The sequence below is a fragment of the Niastella yeongjuensis genome, from assembly GCF_900110245.1.
In the GTDB taxonomy this organism is placed as follows: domain Bacteria; phylum Bacteroidota; class Bacteroidia; order Chitinophagales; family Chitinophagaceae; genus Niastella; species Niastella yeongjuensis.
Genome location: NZ_FOCZ01000001.1, coordinates 266,760 through 283,878, shown reverse-complemented (window position 1 = coordinate 283,878; position 17,119 = coordinate 266,760). Strand labels below are relative to the sequence as shown.

Genomic DNA, 17,119 nt, shown 5'->3' with positions numbered 1-17,119 from the left:
AGAAGGAGTCTTTAGGGAATTATGAAATTTATCCATCCGTTACGTTCAGGGCATATTAAAATGGTATATACGGACATGGCCCTCATTTTCGGGTAAATATCCAGTCGCTATGGGTGTTTGCAAACTCAAATTCTGCCTGATCGATAGCGTCTTCTATAGAATCGTGATAGGTGTCGGTAAATTCGTTCCAATCGGCACCGCAGTAAAACAGATAGTAACCAGGCGCATCTTCATATTTGCAAATGGCAAGTATGCGGATGTCTGTTAATAGTTGTCCGCCGACATAATGCTTTGTATTATTCGTTTTACTATGATTAGAAGTTAAAATCAAATAAGCAATAAGGTTAGCGTTGCCAATTTGTTTGGGAATTAGGTTCATTTTAAATAGAACAGTTGTGTTAACAAGGTAAAACTAATAAAAGACCTGTACAATATCTTTTTTTCAGAAGTCCTGACATTAAGTCCGATTCATTAGGTTATCAAATAGCAAAAACAGCTATTGATCAACTGCGAATACTATATAAGGACAGTATCATTACAGACTAATTAAATGATGTTGAAAGTTATATGGATGAATCTACACGCCGTACATATTGGAAGGATAATCGATCAATAAACCGATTGCGAAAAATTGAATACAGCCAGTGCCGAGATGAGTTATTGTACGGTGAGTATATTCCTGATTAAATTGTGTTTAAATAAAAAGCTATCGCTTATGATAGCTTTTTGTTTTTTATCTTGTATGCGGGTAATAAGAAAATAGAGGTGTTTTGTAAGGTCCGATTACCCATATCGTATAGTCAAATAATTTACCCTTGATCTAATATTCTTACATTATGATTCTTAAGATTGCGGGCATAACAACCCTTTTAACGCTTTTGGTTAAATATATGTTAGCTCCACTATTTAAGGAGTTGCTTTTATATTTCCATCTAAAAAAGCATGGAGTAAAAACGGTAGGATCTATAGTGGATGTTGAAGAATGCATAGATTTAGATAATTTCAAATCATATAAGGGAATAATAGAATTCACAACTAATGATAATACAATATGTAGATATGTGCTTACTGATTCAAAAATGGATCAACCAGACCTCGGGAAGAAAGTAAATTTAATATATGACCCCGAAAATATCAGTCGGGTTATTATTAATGAAACGGGAGCTTTTGCCTTTCTTGTAGTTAAGATCTTTTTTCTCTTATTTATTTTTCTAGGAATTTTTGCCGGAATATTTTTTTTACCTGATATTGGTGGCTAGAATCTGATTTCTTAATCGTGAATAAGCAAAGGGTACTATCGTTACCCGGGTAAATCCAGTGTAAGAATTGGATAGAAAATTTTACCATACCTTTCCTTCAGTAACCGTGTTTTATTTTGTCATTTTGTAATCTCAGTCAGATCAGAGAACTGACACAGGCCCAACGCAAGATGTGGCTTGGGTACAGTTGATGATCTGTTATTTTCAAGGTGTAAGGAGTTAAAAATATCCGGAACCTTGTCAACAAACTCCAAAACGACAAGATGTTTATGTCCATGGTCTATATTGCCAATTGGAAACCAACCTTCCCAGACTGATTGAGTCAATTGAAATTCTGTATTTATATAAATTTCCGGATTGCCTATTTGAAAAATGCAATCGAAACGTTTGGGAATAGGGAAATCGGCATAGGCGTACAAAGTGAATACGGCTATTTCATTTTCTCTACTTTTCCAGTTAATGAACTTGTCATAATAACTGTCTTTTTCCCTGGTCGCAAGCCTTTTAATGCATTCTTTTTGCCAGATTTCAATAGCCGCTTCTGACCATCGCGAATCGACATATAAGTAGCGTTCCAAAGGCTTACATTGTTCTTCTGATCTCATAGGTTAACGGCTTTATGAAGGCTTTTCAGTTCGGTAAATCGGGAGGCTTACTTCAATGGGAACCTTTTCAATATAGTAATTGAAAAGTTCAGGTAAACCTTCCTCCCCCAAAAACAAAAAACCCGTACAAAATCAACATTTTATACGGGTATAAAACTTTCGTTACTACAAATCTGGACTTAGAGAGTGGTCTCGTCCAGACTACTAAAAGTTTTAAAACCCGGTTAAAATCAATCATTTGTTAGGGTGATTCGGGCTGCTAACCTCGGAGGTCACCTTGAAAAATGTAGTAAATGGGAGAACTTGAGTGACTCGAAGGTAGAGAATTTTGGGATAGTAAAGCTGGGAGGAGATGTAATAAAATTAATTGAATTCTATATCATTTAACCCAAAGACATCCCTTTTGGTTTCCAGAAAGTTTAAGTATTAAATGAAAGGGATCCCTTAAAACATTCTGAGACCACCTATATACGTAATGAAATTTTGCAGGTCTGTTATACACCGAATCCCTGTTCTTGTAGCCTGTTACTGTCAGCGAACTGCCATCGACGCCGTGTACCCCATTATCTTTCTTAAGCCCCCAAAAATCACTAGTGCTTAATGATTCAGTTATGTCTTCCCAGTTTTTGGTAGTTAGCTTTTTGTCATATTCACTAATAATGTTGCAGTCAGCAGTGTCCCATTTGTATTGGTATAAAATGAAATGAAGGTTCGAACTATCGGCTTTTTTACTTACAGTAACGTTTATTTTATAAGGGCAAAAAGCAGCGCTATAAATAAATCTGTATGCTTCGTCTACATCCATGGACTGAATTTTAGATTGATGAATGCAACTATCCATGGATTGCCATTGTTTGTTATACCTTTCGTTGTCTACAATGTCTGATTCAAGGTTTTTAAAAAATAAGGTGTCATTATTCACATATGCTTTCAGTACTTTATAGTTAAGGTCTGTAGAATCGAAATCATCCGATGATTCAATGGCTTTAAAGTGTTTTTCCAGAATGGTGTCTTTTAATGAATAATTATCAGTTATATTCGGTTTGGTATTACAAGAGAATGCCAATACTATAAGTAGTATCGCTGATATAAGCTTGTTAGTCATAAAGTAACCAGGAGCTGCTTTTTTCTATATCGTTCGCTTTAGGGATTTATTGTGGGCAAGTTGTTAAGATATATGAAATGTACCTATAGTAAATGATTATAATGCATGGGTTGTAAAGTTGAAAACGGTTTAGAGGTCCAGCAATTCTGCTTCATTGAATTCGATAAATCGACTGCCCGCAGTTGTCACAATCTCAACTTTTTATTTCGAACTGACTGTTGTGCCGTCGGCAAACGTATAAGTATGTTTAGGTGATTGAAGCTGTTTAATTGATAAAATAGCGGGCGGTCCCAAGAACGGAATTTCTTTTTTAATGTATACAATGGCGTCTATAAATCGGAGTATTTTATTTTCAAATATATTGTTATCCCAGTCAGTTGGATAATCAAGCAAAAAATCTAGCGCTTGTGTTTTTGTATCTTCTTTAACTTCTAAAATGGTAGAGTCATGAAAAGATAGATGTTCGAAAAGCATATATATATTCCTGGTTGAAACGTTTATTGGTTAAGCAGATCTTCGTTACTGTTGAATCAAACTCTCGAATATAAGCCAAAAATTATTTTTATTTCAAGGGGTTTCTATAATTGCGATCTGCTTTTCTTTGATGACTTATTTACCTTCGAAGTCTTCTTTAGTCGTTGAACTTGTTGGTAAGCTTGTACAAAGGAGATTTCTGATTGCTGTGCAATGATCTTCGCTCCCTTTAATGCCAGTTCCTGTAGACGATATTTTTAATTGTTCTTCTGGTATCATAGCGTAACGTTTCATGTAATATTAGTAAAAAATTAAAGACAAACTTGAGAATAATTGGGTGCTTGGTATTAGAATCTGCCGGCTGGCGGATGAGAGGAAAAAGGTTTTGGTCCGACAAAACCATAGCTTGCTACTAAAAACTTAGAGCAGTCTTCTTTGTGATAAGCTTAATTGAATGGCCATCGACGTTTTCAGCTCAGTGCTTGCTTTTTTCTTTTGGTCAGCACTGTTGCAACTATCGGTGAAGGCAAGTGTTGCGGGCCAAAAGAAAGATTACTTTGTTTAATTAGCCACTAACTATTCATTAAGGCCAGAAGGTCTATTTAATATTACAGGCTCCTTTTCAACCAGGAAAGGAGCCTGTAGCAATGCGTACAAAGCAACATGCTGATTTAACTATTAGCTGTCTTTTCCTCACTTGTCACAACAGCCGGTTTCTCTTTCAATACCTTCATGTTTTGACTTACCTTCTTTTGACTAACCTTTGCATATATCTGAGTCGTCTTGATGCTCTTATGCCCTAACAACTGGCTCTCCGTCTCAATGGGAACATCATGTTCCAGGGTGATTGTGGTGGCAAACGTGTGCGGGGCCATATGGCTGGTCAGATGCTTTTTAATACCACATATAATCGCTATTTTCTTTCAGATAGCCATTGTAGCATTGATTGCTGTTTACAGGCAGTAAACGGTTCTTATTGGTGCACCAGGGATGGTTTTTGTATTTGTCCAATATGTCCAGCGCAATGGGTAGGAGAGGGACCCGTTCCGGTATACTGGTTTTGGCAGGGTTCTTAACGATCCACTTTTCACCAACGATACCAGTTATAATGTTGTCTGGTGTTAAGCTGAATACATCCTGGTAAGCAAAGCCGGTATAACAGGAAAAGATAAATACATCTCTTACCTCCGCTAACCGGTCCATGTCGATTTCTTTTGTGTAAATGGCGGCGACCTCTTCCATAGTCAACCTTTCACGTGCCGGTTCTTTGTAGGTGCATTTAAAACTAGCAAGCGGATGCGCAGATAGCCAGCCCTGATCAACAGCAAACTTTAAGATCCGCTTAAATATGCGGATATATCTCATAGCGGTATTGCTGCAGCCTTTTTCATGCGTCATCAGGAAATGCTCAAAGTCTCCGGCAAAAGATGGTCTTATTTCCCGCAGTAGCAGATCTGTACGTTTGAATTGATGCTTTAGAAACAGCTTCACTTTTTCGCGGGTGGTGTGTACACACTTTAAGGAGTTTTTCGATTTCTGACCGCTGCTGACCTTTTCTGTAAACCGGTCATAATAGCAATTCATTACTTCCTGTACATGTTTCTGGTTTTCATCAATGCCCAGGTACAGGTTCTTTAAGATCTCAGCGGTAATAGGTTTACCCAATGCTTCCAGTTGCAGGTACTTTTTGTGCAGGTCGGCTTTAATGAGTGTAAGCCGTCTGTTAATGGTTTGGATTTCTTCCGTTTTTGCCTTTTACAAATTGTCCTTCTGAATCCCAGGCTTTGGGATCAACGTAAAGATTGGTTGATAATTCAACCCTTTTCTGATTAATGGTAAAGCGTAAATAAATGGCTGATTTGCCATTCTTCCCACGGCCTTTGAATAGCTGGAACAGGATAAATAGGTTTTGATTTCCCGTCTTCATACAAACACATTTTTGTTAACCGAATATTGTTTCCATCGCTCAAGTCCTCTCTTCACTTACTTTTTTCGGTCAAACCCAATCGCAGCAAGGGTTTTAGAACTTGGAGGGAGCAAAATAAAAATAATGCTCTGCTCCCTTCATGCTCCCTTGAAGCGGTTGTATAAGCAGGTAAACCCATGTTAGTATTTGTCGCCCAAAAACAAAAAACCCGTACAAAATCAACATTTTATACGGGTATAAAACTTTCGTTACTACAAATCTGGACTTAGAGAGTGGTCTCGTCCAGAATCGAACTGGAATATCAAGTTCCGGAGACTTGCGTACTATCCATTGTACTACGAGACCGATAATTTAGTTTTTAAGAACTTTCTGCCTGCAGCAGTTTTGAAGTATTTTTCCCTTTTTATTGCTTTTTCTCTGGTTTCAAACTCTTCAAAATAAACTATCTCAAAAGGAAGATACGCTTTTATTGAATCAGTCATTCCTGAATTGTGCTGCTTTAATCTTAAGTGTAAGTCTTCACAATGACCCTTATAATAAAAGGTTGTTTTCAGACTTTTTATGACGTAAGCGTAGAACACAATTTTTTACATATTTGTTAGTACGACTTGCATACTATCCCCGCCCGAACGTACCGTTCGGTACGGGCGGGCATTGTACTACGAGTACCGAAATGGGCGGCAAATCTAACATAAAATTGCCAAATCTCCGAAAGGTTGATAATTAATACAATAATTATGGGAAAAATCCTCCGGATCGCTCAATTCCAGACCTTTTACCCCTGCTTTTTGAAGTTACTGGGCTTATGCTGTTCCTTTTCTGTAGTAATATGGTGCAGAGTCTCGTGAAGCAATCCTGTAGCACCAGCCTGTAGCTGCATTACACAGCCATAACTGATCTTGAAGGCGCCAAATGAATCAACCAGGGGCGTATTTGTAATGTGCGACAAAATGCTTCTGATAACGCCGCCATGCGTAACAATAGCTACGGGTTTGGGTCCTTCGGCAATGCGGGTAAAACATTGCGTTACCCGGCTATGCATTTGCGTATAACTTTCACCACCGGGAATGGCTACATTCACAAAATCCTTCATCCAGGGATCGATCACTTCAGAAGGAATAGCATCCCAATGCACGCCTTCCCATTCGCCGCAAGCCAGTTCCATCAGGGCAGGCTCCAGGTGAATGGTTTGGCCGGGAAATAAATAGCTGGCCAATTTATGGCAGCGCATGAGCGGACTGCTATACACCTGCCCAATGTCTGCCGGCAGCACTTGTTGAATCTGGCTGGCTTCTGCCTCAAAAGAATCTGTTACGTCGATATTTAACTGACCATAACAAATACCTTTTTCAATAAGTGGAGTAGTATGTCGTATAAGGTAAATCATAGAACGTAGCGCCAGATAATGATCATGCTTAAATAAAAACTCAACTCGCTTACCTGTTGAATAGCACCGAGGCAATCGCCGGTGTACCCTCCGATCCATTTCTTAAAATACTTTGCCAGGCTGAATGCAATATACACCACAGGTATAATAGTCAGCAAAAATTGCCAGGGCATAAATACAAAAGGGATCAAAGCCGTAATAATAGGCACCAGCAAGGCCGGGAATGTTGGCTTTTGGGCAGCGGTCGGCTTCGATTTACTGGTGTCGGGATCGGTTACATATTCGTAGTAGCGCATCACCAGTACGGGCATTAACCGGCTTAATGAATGGGCTGCAAATAACGTCAATAAAAAGTAACGATAGTTGTAGAAGATATTTATAGAAGGTGCCTGCAGATCTGGTGTGAATTTAGGCAGCTCTTTTAGTAATAAGAATTTGCAGAACAGGATGGCCATCATCCCTATTACACCATACGAACCCAGTCTGCTGTCTTTCATGATCAGCAGGATCTTTTCTTTTGTCCAGCCACCGCCAAAGGCGTCACACACATCGGCGAACCCGTCTTCATGAAAAGCGCCTGTGGTTAGTATCCCGGCAATGATAGAAGCTACTATCGCAATATCTTCACTGATGTATTTATTGAAAATAAGAAAAGGCAGTGCACTCAGGGCTGCCACCATCCAGCCGATCAAAGGAAAATAGCGGACTGATTTCTCCAGGTAATCGGGCGAATGATCGGTAAAACGCGGTACGGGCAACCGCGTAAGAAACATCATAGCCGTAAAAAATATGCGTAGTTCTTTTTTCATTCTTGAAATTAAGGCGTGCCACGGTTACGAACCGTGGCACGCTTCGTTAAATTATTCCTTGTTACTTACACCGGCACTTTCAAAGCTGGCCATTTCATTCAGAAAATTAACAGCGGCTTGTACCATCGGCATCGCTAATGCGGCACCTGTGCCTTCACCCAATCGCATAGCAAGATGCAGCAAGGGCGTAACACCTAAGTGCCGTAAGATCTTCTCATGACCCGCTTCCTGACTGGTATGCGCAAAAATACAATGGTCTATCAGGGTTGTCCAGCCTGGTATAGCCGATGGTTGTTTTGTTAACCTGAATATTTCGTTCGCAACCAACAGTGCAGACGTAGCAATAAACCCATCAACCAGCACAATCATTTTCAGATGAACGGCTTCCAGGTAAGCTCCGGCCATCATGGCGATCTCAAAACCACCTACCTTTGATAACAGCTCAATAGGTTGTTGGCCCAATGTATTCAATGCGTGTTTTTCATAAACCTGTTGCAGGGTATCGATCTTCTTTTGCAATTGATCGTCGTTTAATCCTGCACCCCTGCCGGTGAATTCAACAACTGGTAATCCGGTTATTGCGCTTAGGAGAAGGGTGGCTGATGACGTATTGCCAATGCCCATTTCTCCAAACCCAATGCAGTTGCAGCCATCAGCGGCCAACTGACGCACGATGGATCTGCCTTTTTCGATTGCTTGTTCCGCTTCGACAATCGTCATGGCAGGTTCATTCAGATAATTTTTTGTGCCGAACCCTATCTTGGCATTGATAACCTTCACAGGCATGGAGGTAAAATCAAAATTTACACCTGCATCCACCACCTTCAGGGTTAGTTTATTTTGCCGGCAGAATACATTGATCGCTGCGCCTCCTTGCGCAAAGTTCAATACCATTTGCGCCGTCACTTCCTGTGGATAGGCATTTACCAGGCCGGTTTTGGCAATGCCATGATCACCGGCAAATACAACAATATGCGGATGTTGAATCGCCGGGTTTGTTATTTGTTGTATTAAACCAATTTGCAGGGCTATTTCTTCCAGCCTGCCTAATGCACCAGGTGGTTTGGTTTTATTATCGATGATGTGTCGTAATTGTTCTTCGAATGTAAGTTTATAAGGCGCAGCCATATTAATAATGTTGATTTGAATGATCAGGATAACAGGTCACAAAAGTAGAATCCATATTCCGAAGGCTGATCCATAGGGTTACAGGTATCGGCTGACTGTGCCGGCGCCTGGTAAGTACGGTACACCATCTCCCCTTTGGTAAATGGAATAGGGTTTTTGAAAATGGGCCCGTCAAAAACAAATGAGTGATATTCACCATTCTCCCCGCATACATCTACGTTAGCGGGCAGGTCACGCACGAATGATTCATCTATTATACGACCGCAAAAACTTTTATCTAGAAATTTGGTATTCACACATACAATGATGGCCTTAAAACCCAGTTGCAGAAATTCCTGCATCAGCTGGGTGGTGGATATTTTCCATAAAGGGAACACACATTGAATATCTACGGTAGCCAGTTTTTCTTCCCGGTATCGTTTCAGGTCTTCCAGAAAGATATCGCCAAAGATGGCATTATTGTATCCATTATTCTTTAAGGCGGTTACCTTATTCATCATAGCCTGTTCATATTCCTGCATACCTGGTTGTTCGGGCAGCTCAATAGTTTGCAATGGCAAACCAATCGATGCTGCCTGCGCTTCCAGTAAGGAACGTCTGACTCCATGCATGGATATCCGGTCATGCGCTGCATTCACGCTGGTAAGCAAACAATCAACCTGGTACCGTTTATCCTGTTGTATATAATGCAAACAGAGCGATGAATCTTTTCCACCGCTCCAATTCATGTATGATAATGCCGAAGCTGCCATCACAAAATGTTACTATTAATTTTGAGCTAAAAACGAAGGGAACCCACTCACTACTGACAACTCACCCCTTTATTGTCATCGCAATCCCGCTCACCATAAACACCACTTTATTGGCCTTCTGAGCTATGTATTGATTCATCCAGCCCTGCAGATCGGTGAATTTTCTGCCGATCTCGGTCTCGGCATGCATGCCCATTCCCAGTTCATTGCTGATGATGATGTAAGTATTGTTGGTGGTATCCAGCTGATCTATTTCCAATTTACCTTGTTGCAAACTGGCGTCAACATCATACTTGGTATCGGTAAAGAAATTGGTGAGCCATAACGTAACACAATCCATCACCACTACTTTGTCTGAAAAAGGCAGTTGACTGATGTGTTTTTCTTCTTCGATGCTTGTCCAGCGTTCATCTCTTTCAGCCTGGTGGCGTTGAATACGTTTTTCAAAATCATCGTCCCAGTGGCGGGCAGTGGCTACATAAACAGGTGCATTGCTTAACTGAAGGGCCAGTTGCTGGGCATAGCGGCTTTTACCGCTACGCGCTCCTCCAGTTATAAAAATAATTCCTCCCTCCCGACTCGTCGGGAGGGCCGGGTGGAGGCTATCGGGTGTTACCATTAATAAAATATTTTTCCTTGAATAGCGTGTACTTCTGTTTTAATTCGAGCAGACAATTACGGCAAAGGCAATCGGTATACCGTTCTTCTATAAATGTTTTTTCATCGGTAGTGAAGATAATACCATAACACTGGCAATGCATTACATCACCCACTTTACATTCAAAGGGGGCCTGGCAACGCGGACAGGTTTTTTGTTCATGCTTACACATGTGCCGGTGTTAGTTGATGAAGCGGGCGGTATTTATGCTGCAGGTGTGCAGGTACTGTAAACAGGTTAGGGTTAAACAACGCGGCCATTAATTCGATACCATCTGTTAATGTGCTGGCGCTGGGTTGGGTGAACAGGTCGTAATCGGCCAGGAACACTGCATTGTTACGCACTGCTGTCAGCTGATCCCATTCCTTTTTCTCAGTGAGTAAATGAATTTCTTCTCCTGCTCGGGAAATGGTAAAACCACAGGGGGCTATCACCAATACTTCCGGATCGTATTTCACAATCTTTTCCCACATGGTAACAATGCTGTCACCACCGGGGTTCGACAGCATATCGATACCGCCGGCATAAGCTATCTGGTATGGGATCCAGTGACCGCAATTGTATATAGGGGCCAGCCATTCCATTACCATTACCCGTTTGGGCGGTGCTTTATGTAAACGCAAGCCATCTATGATGGCATCAATTCTATTTTGTAAGGCAGCCAGGTAAGTGTAAGCTGCTTCTTCGCTGCCCATGGCGGTGGCTATGGTAACAGCGGTATTGAATACATCGTGCAGGGTGTTGGGCGTAAGGGGTATCAGCTGCGGTTGTTTTTCCAGCTTGGCTACTGCGGCAGCGGTACAGGCCGTATCTATCTGGCACACTTCACAAACATCCTGCGTAAAAATTACATCGGGCGAAATAGCCTGCAGCACTTCCTCATCAACATAATACAAACTTTTGCCCTGTGCCTTGGAGGCGGAGAATATTTTATCAATCTCAGTACTGCTATAGTTATTACCTTCCAGTACACAGCGTACTACTTTTTGTTTTTCTTCCAACGCCTCGTGCGGGCATTCGAACGTAATACCCTGCAACAGGTGTTGCAAACCCATATCATAGATCATTTTTGTAGCAGCGGGCAAGAAGGAAGATGCAGTCATAATAATGAGGAATTAGAAATAAAGAAAAGAAATGAGCAAGAGGAGATGCTGTTGAAAGTTTCAGGTTACAGGTTCCAGGGCATTTAATGTATTCCCTGAAACCTGTAACCTGTAACAATTAGTGTGCAGGTTGCAAGGAAGTATATCTTCTTTGTAACCACTCAAACGCACCAAACAGAATAGTGCTGTAAATAGCTGTTCCGGCCAGGAAACGCAATTCGTAAGGAATGGCAGTGATCAGTCGGGTGTAATAAACCGGAAAAGAGAATTTATTTTCAACCAGACAGCCGCCAATATCACTTACCAGCCAGTGAATAAGGGTTGATACAATTACAGCTATCACAATACTTTTGATGGTAATATCGCGAATGATCAGTTTACCGGCAATGGTCATCAGGGCAAAAGCGCCATACGTCCAGTACCAGCCTGAATACAACAAACCAACACGGTATTGCGAGTAAACGGTGAACGATAACACCAGGTCACTTATAAACAAGGTGAGTAAAGGAAAAGCAAACGGTTTTACATTCCCGGTAAAATAAGCACCCCCAAATAAAGCCATAGCGCCAATGGGCGTGAACACGGTAAGCGGGCCATAACCATTAATGGCAAACAAACGCATTGCTGCTGTTACCAATATCATGATAAGTAATATGGCGTTCCGTGGGTTGATCTTCAAAACTGACATAAGCGTGTTTTTTTGTATAATTATATTGTACGGTTCAGGTTGAACTTGCGGGAGTGTCCAAATAGGAAATGAAATGGTCTTATGTAGTAAAGACTGATTTCATCCCGGCCTTTCACCCGAAAGCTCGTTGATGCAACAATGTAACTGGCAGGTCTTCTGGCTTGCTCCCTGTTCAACACCTTCCCATCATATTACACTTAGATAGTGGTTTGAAGATTGAACAGAATTACAGGAGTTTACAGCTACGGGGATAGCGCCGGATTTACACCGGTTTCCCTTTTAATCCGCCCGGCTCGTCCGGGATCAGAACCAATTACGAGGCAAAAATAGGGGGTGTTGCCATTCCTTCAATATATTTTTTTGATATGGGAAATCAATACATTAAAGGGCTATTAAAACCGGTATTGGAATGATACGCCGCCAAAATAATTTCGGCCCGGTGCCGCATTGAAATACCGGCCACCGGTGGCATTAATGTCGTTCCCCAGGCTATAGGTCACATCAAATACATTGTCAACCCCGGCAAAAACGTCCATTATGAGTGTTTTACTCAAGGGGGTGCGCCAGCCTGTGCGGCCCCCGGCCAGGTTATAGGAGGTGGCCATATCGGTATTGGCATCGTTCAATGCCAGCGGATCATTGTAAAACCAGGTAAGGTTAATGTACCAGCCGGGACGGGTAGTAACATCCAAACCGGCGGCTATCGTATGCCTGGGTACACCGGGCAGTTTGTTGCCGGAGTAATCAGTGGTCACTACCTTAAAATCCTGGTAACGGAAATTGTTGTAGGTATGGCTTGCCCAAATGCGGGCGGTGCTCACAAACCGGTTTTTATGAGGCAATAGCTGATAGCTGATCTGTGATTCAATACCGCGTTGTTTGGTGCTGCCAGCGTTTTCAAAATAATCGGCCCCGCTGGCATCGCGCCGTTGTACAATGGCATTTTGCAACTGATAATAAAATGCATTCACTTCTACATACAGGCGTTGTTGAAACCAGCTGCTTTTAAAGCCAGCTTCATAGTTCAACCCATGTTCGGCCTGCAGATCGGTATTGATGATGCTGGTAGATGGCAATATTTCTGCAGTACCGGGGGGTGAAAAACCACGCGATAAACTAGCATACAGCAACAAACCAGGGATAACCTTTTTTGAAAGCGCGATCCGGGGTGCCCATTCACTGTTGAACGTGGCATTCAGTTTTCCGGTTTCGGGACCGGTAAGCCGGGTAATGGTAATGGATGATTTATTAACGCTCACGCCGGCGCTCAATGACCAGTCGCCCTTTAAATGAAGATCGGCTTGTGCAAAAAATGAATAGATGTAGTTGTCGATGTCGTCATCGGTTTGAACCGTATCGGGGTTACCGCCTATATTCCCGAATGTTTTGGTATTGAAAAAACCACGTTGGCCTTCGCCGCCAAATGATACCTGCAAATTGGTTTCCTGCCATTGCTTATTTAAAGTGAACATAGTGCGGCCGCCAAAATGCGGTTCGCTTCTTCTTTCATAATTGCGGAAGGTGGGGTTTTTTATATTTGAAAAAGCACCATATACCACCGAGGTATTTTGAAAGTTTTCGGTGAACCGGTATTGATGGGTAATGCCTGCTAAAAATGTTTTCTGATATATAGCAGCCTGGGCATCCTGGGCACTGGGAAAAGCGCCTGCTGCCGGCCGGGCCGAACGGGGATTGTCTTTGTATTGCGCGGCAGTTAAACCACCGGGTGTTTGGTAATAAAGATCGCCATACAGCACCGACGCCGACAGTTGTTGTTTCTCATTTGCTTTGAAAAGCGTTTCCCAGGTGGCCACATCACGCCGCATGCGGGTATTGTCACGGTAACCGTCACTGGTTTGATGGGTGTAGCCAAAAGTGTTGTTATGATCACTGTCACCCAGGGTAACCTGGGCATTTATGTTTTGTAAATTATAGCTGCCGGTTGCATAGTGCAGGTTTATGCCAGCCGGTCTGTCGTTGCTTTGGCTGTTGATCAGCACGGCGCCGCCTGTACCGGCGCCATATAAACTACTGGCGGGTCCTTTCAGAATTTCGATACTGCTGGCGTTATAAAAACTGAGTTGGTTCAGATAAGTATTACCACCGGGGTCTGTAAAAGGAATGCCATTCCAGTAAACTTTTACATTGCGCACACCAAAGGGCGAACGCAGGGTACTGCCGCGTATGTTTAACCGGTAACTGCCGGGCGAACGTTCTTCCATATGCACGCCGGGCGTGGCATTCAGGGCCGGTAACAAACCTGTATTGTTATAGCGTTTTAACTGGTCCGTATTGATAACATTGATGGCTGCCGACACTTCTTTCAATTGCCGGTTTTGTTCATATGCTTTCACCACCACCTCTTGTAAAGTTCGGGTGGAATCGGTCGTTTGATTTTTTTGTGCATGCAGCGGGCAGGCCACAATAATTGCCAATAAGATAAGGATACAGCTTTTCATTATCATTGCATGAATTAGCCCTAAAGGTAAATGCAAATATGATTAACTTGGGTTAATAAAGTCCACCGCAAACTTTAATACTTCCATTAATGAAGTCGACCCGATTAAACTTATTCGATCTCACCATGATCGTCGTCAGCCTGGTAATAGGCATGGGCATTTTTCGTACCCCGGTAAATGTAGCCCGGCAGGCAGGCTCGGCCAACATGTTTTTTCTTGCCTGGATCATCGGCGGCCTCATTGCGTTGTGTGGGGCATTGACCTATGCCGAAATTGGTTCAAGGTTACCGGTAACCGGCGGTTATTATAAGATCTTTTCATATTGTTATCATCCGTCTATCGCCTTTGCCATCAACTGCATCATCCTGGTGTCTAATGCCGCTTCCCTGGCCGGCGTGGCTCTTATTGGTTCAGAATACCTGGCGAACGTACTGTTTAAAGGAAGCAGCAATATCAATACCATTAAGCTGGTCATTTCAACCATTGCGGTGATCACCTTTTATGGGGTGAACCTGCTGGGGCTTAAAATGAGTGCCCGAACCCAGAATGTGCTAACGGTCATAAAAATAGGCGTGGTGGTTTTTCTGATAAGCGCTTTATTTACCGGCGACTATGCCACTACGTATACTCCAACCCCGGCTGCGCCGGCTGATTTCATGAGTGTTATAAAGGCCTTCGGGGCCTGCCTCGTAGCCGTAAGCTTTACGTATGGCGGCTATCAACAAACGATAAACTTTGGGGGTGAGGTAGCGAATCCGTCAAAAATTTTACCAAAAGGGATATTTTTTGGCATTGCTATCATAATGTTGCTGTATATTACAATTAATTACACCTACTACAAGGTAATAGGTTTCGGAACTTTAAAAGGAGCACAATCCATAGCTGCCATACTTGCCGGTAAATTGTTTGGGGAAAAAGGATTCACCATTTTATCGGTACTCTTATTCCTGTCTGTGCTGGCCTATGTAAATGTATTGTTGATGAGTAACCCTCGTGTTATGTATGCTATGAGTGATGAAGGGGTGTTACCGGCTGTATTTAAGAAAGTAAGCGCAAAAAGAAATGTAATAGTGGTTTCGCTCACGGCATTCGCAGCGCTGAGCCTTATTACATTATTCTATGGCAAATCGTTCGACGAGATCCTTAATCACACTATTTTTTTAGATTCTATTGGTATGGCCACCTCGGCAGCCACTATTTTCATTTTACGGAAAAGGGGAATGGGCGGGGATGAGAAAAATAGTTATCGCATGAGGCTGTATCCGCTGCTGCCCCTGATCTTTATTGCAGCGTACCTGTTTATCGGCACCAGCATAGCGATCAATACCCCCAAAGCGGCGTGGGTAAGCGCATTGACATTCGCAGTATTTTTCGCACTATATTTTGTGTTACGCATATTCAAGAAATCTCCTCAACCAAACTAAAGTCACATGAATGATCTATCGTACATTTTGAACGAATTAGGAGAAGATCGCGAGCAGTACTTCCGTGCCATTTCTCCCCCCATTATGCAAACCAGCAATTTTGCTTTTAAGAAGGTGGCTGATCTGCGTAAAGTGTTCGAAGATGAATTTAGCACCTACCTGTATAGCCGCGGTTTAAACCCAACAGTAGATATTTTACGGCAAAAACTGGCCGCGCTCGATGAGGCTGAAGACTGCCTGGTGTTTAACAGCGGCGCCTCCGCCATCTTCGCTTCGGTTTTTTCGAATGTACAATCAGGTGACCACATTGTTTCGGTTCGGGCCCCTTATACCTGGGCGCAAAGAATGTTCGATAACATCCTGCCCCGCTTTGGCATCAGCACCACCTATATCGATGGCACCCGCATAGAGAATTTTGAACAGGCCATTCGTCCCAATACAAAGATCATTTATCTGGAATCGCCCAACAGCTGGGATTTTCAGCTGCAGGACCTGCAGGCCGTTGCCAGCCTGGCAAAGTCGAAAAATATTATAACTATTTGTGATAACAGCTATTGCACGCCCCTGTTTCAGAAACCGGTGGCCATGGGCATTGACATGGTGTTGCAGTCGGCTACCAAATATATAGGCGGCCACAGCGATGTGGTAGCCGGGGTATTGACCGGCACCCGCCAAATGATGAAGAAGATCTTCGACAATGAATTGCTGAACATGGGTAATGGCATCACCCCGTTTAATGCCTGGCTGCTGATCCGCGGTCTGCGTACCCTGCCCGTTCGGTTAGAAAGAATTTCACAAAGTACCCGGAAAGTGGTCGACTACCTGAAAAACCACCCCCAGGTGGAAGAAGTGATCTTCCCCTTCGATCCCTCTTTTCCGCAGTATAAAATGGCCAAAAAGCAAATGAGTGGCGCCTGTGGATTATTTACCGTGGTAATGAAGGCAGAAAAAATGGACCAGATTGTAACCTTCTGCGAATCCTTGCGACACATTCTAATGGCTGTAAGCTGGGGCGGCCATGAAAGCCTGGCCATTCCCCGTTGTGCCTCCATTTTACCGGAAAACTTCGATGCCGGCAATCGCGCACATAAAATGATCCGGTTTTATGTGGGCCTCGAAGACCCGGATTACCTGATTGCAGACTATGAACAGGCTTTTGCTAAAAGCCGGTAGATTTTAGCAGGTAACAGGAAGGCAGCCGTGTAGGAAACATTGTAAATAAAATTTATTGATCATATCAGGGTGGGGGCAACCCCACCTAATGGCGTTATTTGCAACGCCATAATTTAACTGACCGTTTATCAAAAACACCATCATTCGCCTTTCATTACAATTACTTTT

Annotated in this window: 20 protein-coding genes, 1 tRNA gene and 1 riboswitch; of the genes, 3 read left to right on the top strand and 18 right to left on the bottom strand. The window is 42.7% G+C overall.

What is annotated here, in order from left to right:
• Positions 1 to 82 precede the first annotated feature (82 nt).
• Positions 83 to 379, bottom strand: a complete 297-nt coding sequence (locus tag BMX95_RS01280; protein ID WP_207631551.1) for a hypothetical protein — start codon at positions 377 to 379, stop codon at positions 83 to 85.
• A gap of 457 nt (positions 380 to 836) precedes the next feature.
• Here BMX95_RS01280 and BMX95_RS01275 point away from each other — a divergent pair, with 457 nt between their 5' ends.
• Positions 837 to 1,259, top strand: coding sequence for a DUF3592 domain-containing protein (locus BMX95_RS01275; protein ID WP_081199361.1), 423 nt, complete (start codon positions 837 to 839; stop codon positions 1,257 to 1,259).
• Between the two features lie 119 nt (positions 1,260 to 1,378).
• On the opposite strand, the gene BMX95_RS01270 is transcribed toward BMX95_RS01275, so the two are convergent.
• The 17 genes from BMX95_RS01270 to BMX95_RS01195 all read right to left on the bottom strand — a co-directional run bounded on the left by BMX95_RS01270 (position 1,379) and on the right by BMX95_RS01195 (position 14,354).
• A complete protein-coding gene (locus BMX95_RS01270; RefSeq protein WP_081199363.1) occupies positions 1,379 to 1,864 on the bottom strand; it encodes a hypothetical protein in 486 nt (161 codons plus the stop codon).
• Positions 1,865 to 2,243: 379 nt separating this feature from the next.
• On the bottom strand, positions 2,244 to 2,969 hold the full coding sequence (locus BMX95_RS01265) for a hypothetical protein (RefSeq protein WP_081199365.1): 726 nt from the start codon (positions 2,967 to 2,969) through the stop codon (positions 2,244 to 2,246).
• A 201-nt stretch (positions 2,970 to 3,170) separates the two neighbouring features.
• Entirely contained in the window at positions 3,171 to 3,443 is a 273-nt protein-coding gene (locus BMX95_RS01260) for a hypothetical protein (protein ID WP_081199367.1), read from the bottom strand.
• 671 nt (positions 3,444 to 4,114) lie between these two features.
• Positions 4,115 to 4,318: a tyrosine-type recombinase/integrase gene (locus BMX95_RS35795; RefSeq protein WP_081199369.1), complete on the bottom strand. Its 204-nt coding sequence runs from the start codon at positions 4,316 to 4,318 to the stop codon at positions 4,115 to 4,117.
• A gap of 19 nt (positions 4,319 to 4,337) precedes the next feature.
• Positions 4,338 to 5,108 carry a site-specific integrase gene (locus BMX95_RS01250; RefSeq protein ID WP_165758884.1) on the bottom strand — a complete coding sequence of 257 codons (771 nt, stop codon included), beginning with the start codon at positions 5,106 to 5,108 and terminating at the stop codon, positions 4,338 to 4,340.
• A gap of 58 nt (positions 5,109 to 5,166) precedes the next feature.
• Complete coding sequence (locus tag BMX95_RS01245) at positions 5,167 to 5,370, bottom strand: Arm DNA-binding domain-containing protein (protein ID WP_081199373.1); 204 nt, start codon at positions 5,368 to 5,370, stop codon at positions 5,167 to 5,169.
• Positions 5,371 to 5,643: 273 nt separating this feature from the next.
• Positions 5,644 to 5,715, bottom strand: a tRNA-Arg gene (locus tag BMX95_RS34795).
• The gene (locus tag BMX95_RS35790; RefSeq protein WP_081199375.1) at positions 5,706 to 5,951 is read right to left on the bottom strand and encodes a GIY-YIG nuclease family protein; all 246 of its coding nucleotides are present in this window, start codon (positions 5,949 to 5,951) and stop codon (positions 5,706 to 5,708) included. Before BMX95_RS35790 ends, BMX95_RS34795 begins: the two co-directional genes overlap by 10 nt.
• 194 nt (positions 5,952 to 6,145) lie before the next feature.
• Positions 6,146 to 6,757, bottom strand: a complete 612-nt coding sequence (gene cobC, locus BMX95_RS01235) for an alpha-ribazole phosphatase family protein (protein WP_081199377.1) — start codon at positions 6,755 to 6,757, stop codon at positions 6,146 to 6,148.
• Positions 6,754 to 7,566 carry an adenosylcobinamide-GDP ribazoletransferase gene (locus BMX95_RS01230; RefSeq protein ID WP_081199379.1) on the bottom strand — a complete coding sequence of 271 codons (813 nt, stop codon included), beginning with the start codon at positions 7,564 to 7,566 and terminating at the stop codon, positions 6,754 to 6,756. The genes cobC and BMX95_RS01230 overlap by 4 nt, the downstream gene beginning before the upstream one ends.
• A gap of 51 nt (positions 7,567 to 7,617) precedes the next feature.
• Positions 7,618 to 8,694 (bottom strand): nicotinate-nucleotide--dimethylbenzimidazole phosphoribosyltransferase, encoded by a 1,077-nt coding sequence (gene cobT, locus BMX95_RS01225; RefSeq protein WP_081199381.1) that lies wholly within the window; start codon positions 8,692 to 8,694, stop codon positions 7,618 to 7,620.
• 23 nt (positions 8,695 to 8,717) lie between these two features.
• On the bottom strand, positions 8,718 to 9,446 hold the full coding sequence (locus tag BMX95_RS01220; protein WP_242673096.1) for a Dph6-related ATP pyrophosphatase: 729 nt from the start codon (positions 9,444 to 9,446) through the stop codon (positions 8,718 to 8,720).
• A gap of 61 nt (positions 9,447 to 9,507) precedes the next feature.
• The gene (locus BMX95_RS01215; RefSeq protein ID WP_081199382.1) at positions 9,508 to 10,065 is read right to left on the bottom strand and encodes a bifunctional adenosylcobinamide kinase/adenosylcobinamide-phosphate guanylyltransferase; all 558 of its coding nucleotides are present in this window, start codon (positions 10,063 to 10,065) and stop codon (positions 9,508 to 9,510) included.
• Positions 10,049 to 10,276, bottom strand: a complete 228-nt coding sequence (locus BMX95_RS01210; protein WP_081199385.1) for a cysteine-rich CWC family protein — start codon at positions 10,274 to 10,276, stop codon at positions 10,049 to 10,051. The genes BMX95_RS01215 and BMX95_RS01210 overlap by 17 nt, the downstream gene beginning before the upstream one ends.
• Positions 10,269 to 11,207 (bottom strand): ABC transporter substrate-binding protein, encoded by a 939-nt coding sequence (locus tag BMX95_RS01205; protein WP_090519258.1) that lies wholly within the window; start codon positions 11,205 to 11,207, stop codon positions 10,269 to 10,271. Before BMX95_RS01205 ends, BMX95_RS01210 begins: the two co-directional genes overlap by 8 nt.
• 118 nt (positions 11,208 to 11,325) lie before the next feature.
• Entirely contained in the window at positions 11,326 to 11,895 is a 570-nt protein-coding gene (locus BMX95_RS01200; RefSeq protein WP_081199388.1) for a DUF6580 family putative transport protein, read from the bottom strand.
• Positions 11,896 to 12,024: 129 nt separating this feature from the next.
• Positions 12,025 to 12,224: riboswitch (cobalamin riboswitch) on the bottom strand.
• A 63-nt stretch (positions 12,225 to 12,287) separates the two neighbouring features.
• The gene (locus tag BMX95_RS01195) at positions 12,288 to 14,354 is read right to left on the bottom strand and encodes a TonB-dependent receptor family protein (RefSeq protein ID WP_242673097.1); all 2,067 of its coding nucleotides are present in this window, start codon (positions 14,352 to 14,354) and stop codon (positions 12,288 to 12,290) included.
• Between the two features lie 89 nt (positions 14,355 to 14,443).
• Here BMX95_RS01195 and BMX95_RS01190 point away from each other — a divergent pair, with 89 nt between their 5' ends.
• Positions 14,444 to 15,778, top strand: coding sequence for an APC family permease (locus BMX95_RS01190; protein WP_081199390.1), 1,335 nt, complete (start codon positions 14,444 to 14,446; stop codon positions 15,776 to 15,778).
• A gap of 6 nt (positions 15,779 to 15,784) precedes the next feature.
• Positions 15,785 to 16,951 (top strand): trans-sulfuration enzyme family protein, encoded by a 1,167-nt coding sequence (locus BMX95_RS01185; RefSeq protein WP_081199392.1) that lies wholly within the window; start codon positions 15,785 to 15,787, stop codon positions 16,949 to 16,951.
• The last annotated feature ends 168 nt before the right edge of the window (positions 16,952 to 17,119 follow it).

Coding starts and splice junctions, on each gene's coding strand:
- BMX95_RS01280 (WP_207631551.1), bottom strand. CDS start 379: ATGAACCTAATTCCCAAACAAATTGGCAACGCTAACCTTATTGCTTAT.
- BMX95_RS01275 (WP_081199361.1), top strand. CDS start 837: ATGATTCTTAAGATTGCGGGCATAACAACCCTTTTAACGCTTTTGGTT.
- BMX95_RS01270 (WP_081199363.1), bottom strand. CDS start 1,864: ATGAGATCAGAAGAACAATGTAAGCCTTTGGAACGCTACTTATATGTC.
- BMX95_RS01265 (WP_081199365.1), bottom strand. CDS start 2,969: ATGACTAACAAGCTTATATCAGCGATACTACTTATAGTATTGGCATTC.
- BMX95_RS01260 (WP_081199367.1), bottom strand. CDS start 3,443: ATGCTTTTCGAACATCTATCTTTTCATGACTCTACCATTTTAGAAGTT.
- BMX95_RS35795 (WP_081199369.1), bottom strand. CDS start 4,318: ATGGCCCCGCACACGTTTGCCACCACAATCACCCTGGAACATGATGTT.
- BMX95_RS01245 (WP_081199373.1), bottom strand. CDS start 5,370: ATGAAGACGGGAAATCAAAACCTATTTATCCTGTTCCAGCTATTCAAA.
- cobC (WP_081199377.1), bottom strand. CDS start 6,757: ATGATTTACCTTATACGACATACTACTCCACTTATTGAAAAAGGTATT.
- BMX95_RS01230 (WP_081199379.1), bottom strand. CDS start 7,566: ATGAAAAAAGAACTACGCATATTTTTTACGGCTATGATGTTTCTTACG.
- cobT (WP_081199381.1), bottom strand. CDS start 8,694: ATGGCTGCGCCTTATAAACTTACATTCGAAGAACAATTACGACACATC.
- BMX95_RS01220 (WP_242673096.1), bottom strand. CDS start 9,446: ATGGCAGCTTCGGCATTATCATACATGAATTGGAGCGGTGGAAAAGAT.
- BMX95_RS01215 (WP_081199382.1), bottom strand. CDS start 10,065: ATGGTAACACCCGATAGCCTCCACCCGGCCCTCCCGACGAGTCGGGAG.
- BMX95_RS01210 (WP_081199385.1), bottom strand. CDS start 10,276: ATGTGTAAGCATGAACAAAAAACCTGTCCGCGTTGCCAGGCCCCCTTT.
- BMX95_RS01205 (WP_090519258.1), bottom strand. CDS start 11,207: ATGACTGCATCTTCCTTCTTGCCCGCTGCTACAAAAATGATCTATGAT.
- BMX95_RS01200 (WP_081199388.1), bottom strand. CDS start 11,895: ATGTCAGTTTTGAAGATCAACCCACGGAACGCCATATTACTTATCATG.
- BMX95_RS01195 (WP_242673097.1), bottom strand. CDS start 14,354: ATGAAAAGCTGTATCCTTATCTTATTGGCAATTATTGTGGCCTGCCCG.
- BMX95_RS01190 (WP_081199390.1), top strand. CDS start 14,444: ATGAAGTCGACCCGATTAAACTTATTCGATCTCACCATGATCGTCGTC.
- BMX95_RS01185 (WP_081199392.1), top strand. CDS start 15,785: ATGAATGATCTATCGTACATTTTGAACGAATTAGGAGAAGATCGCGAG.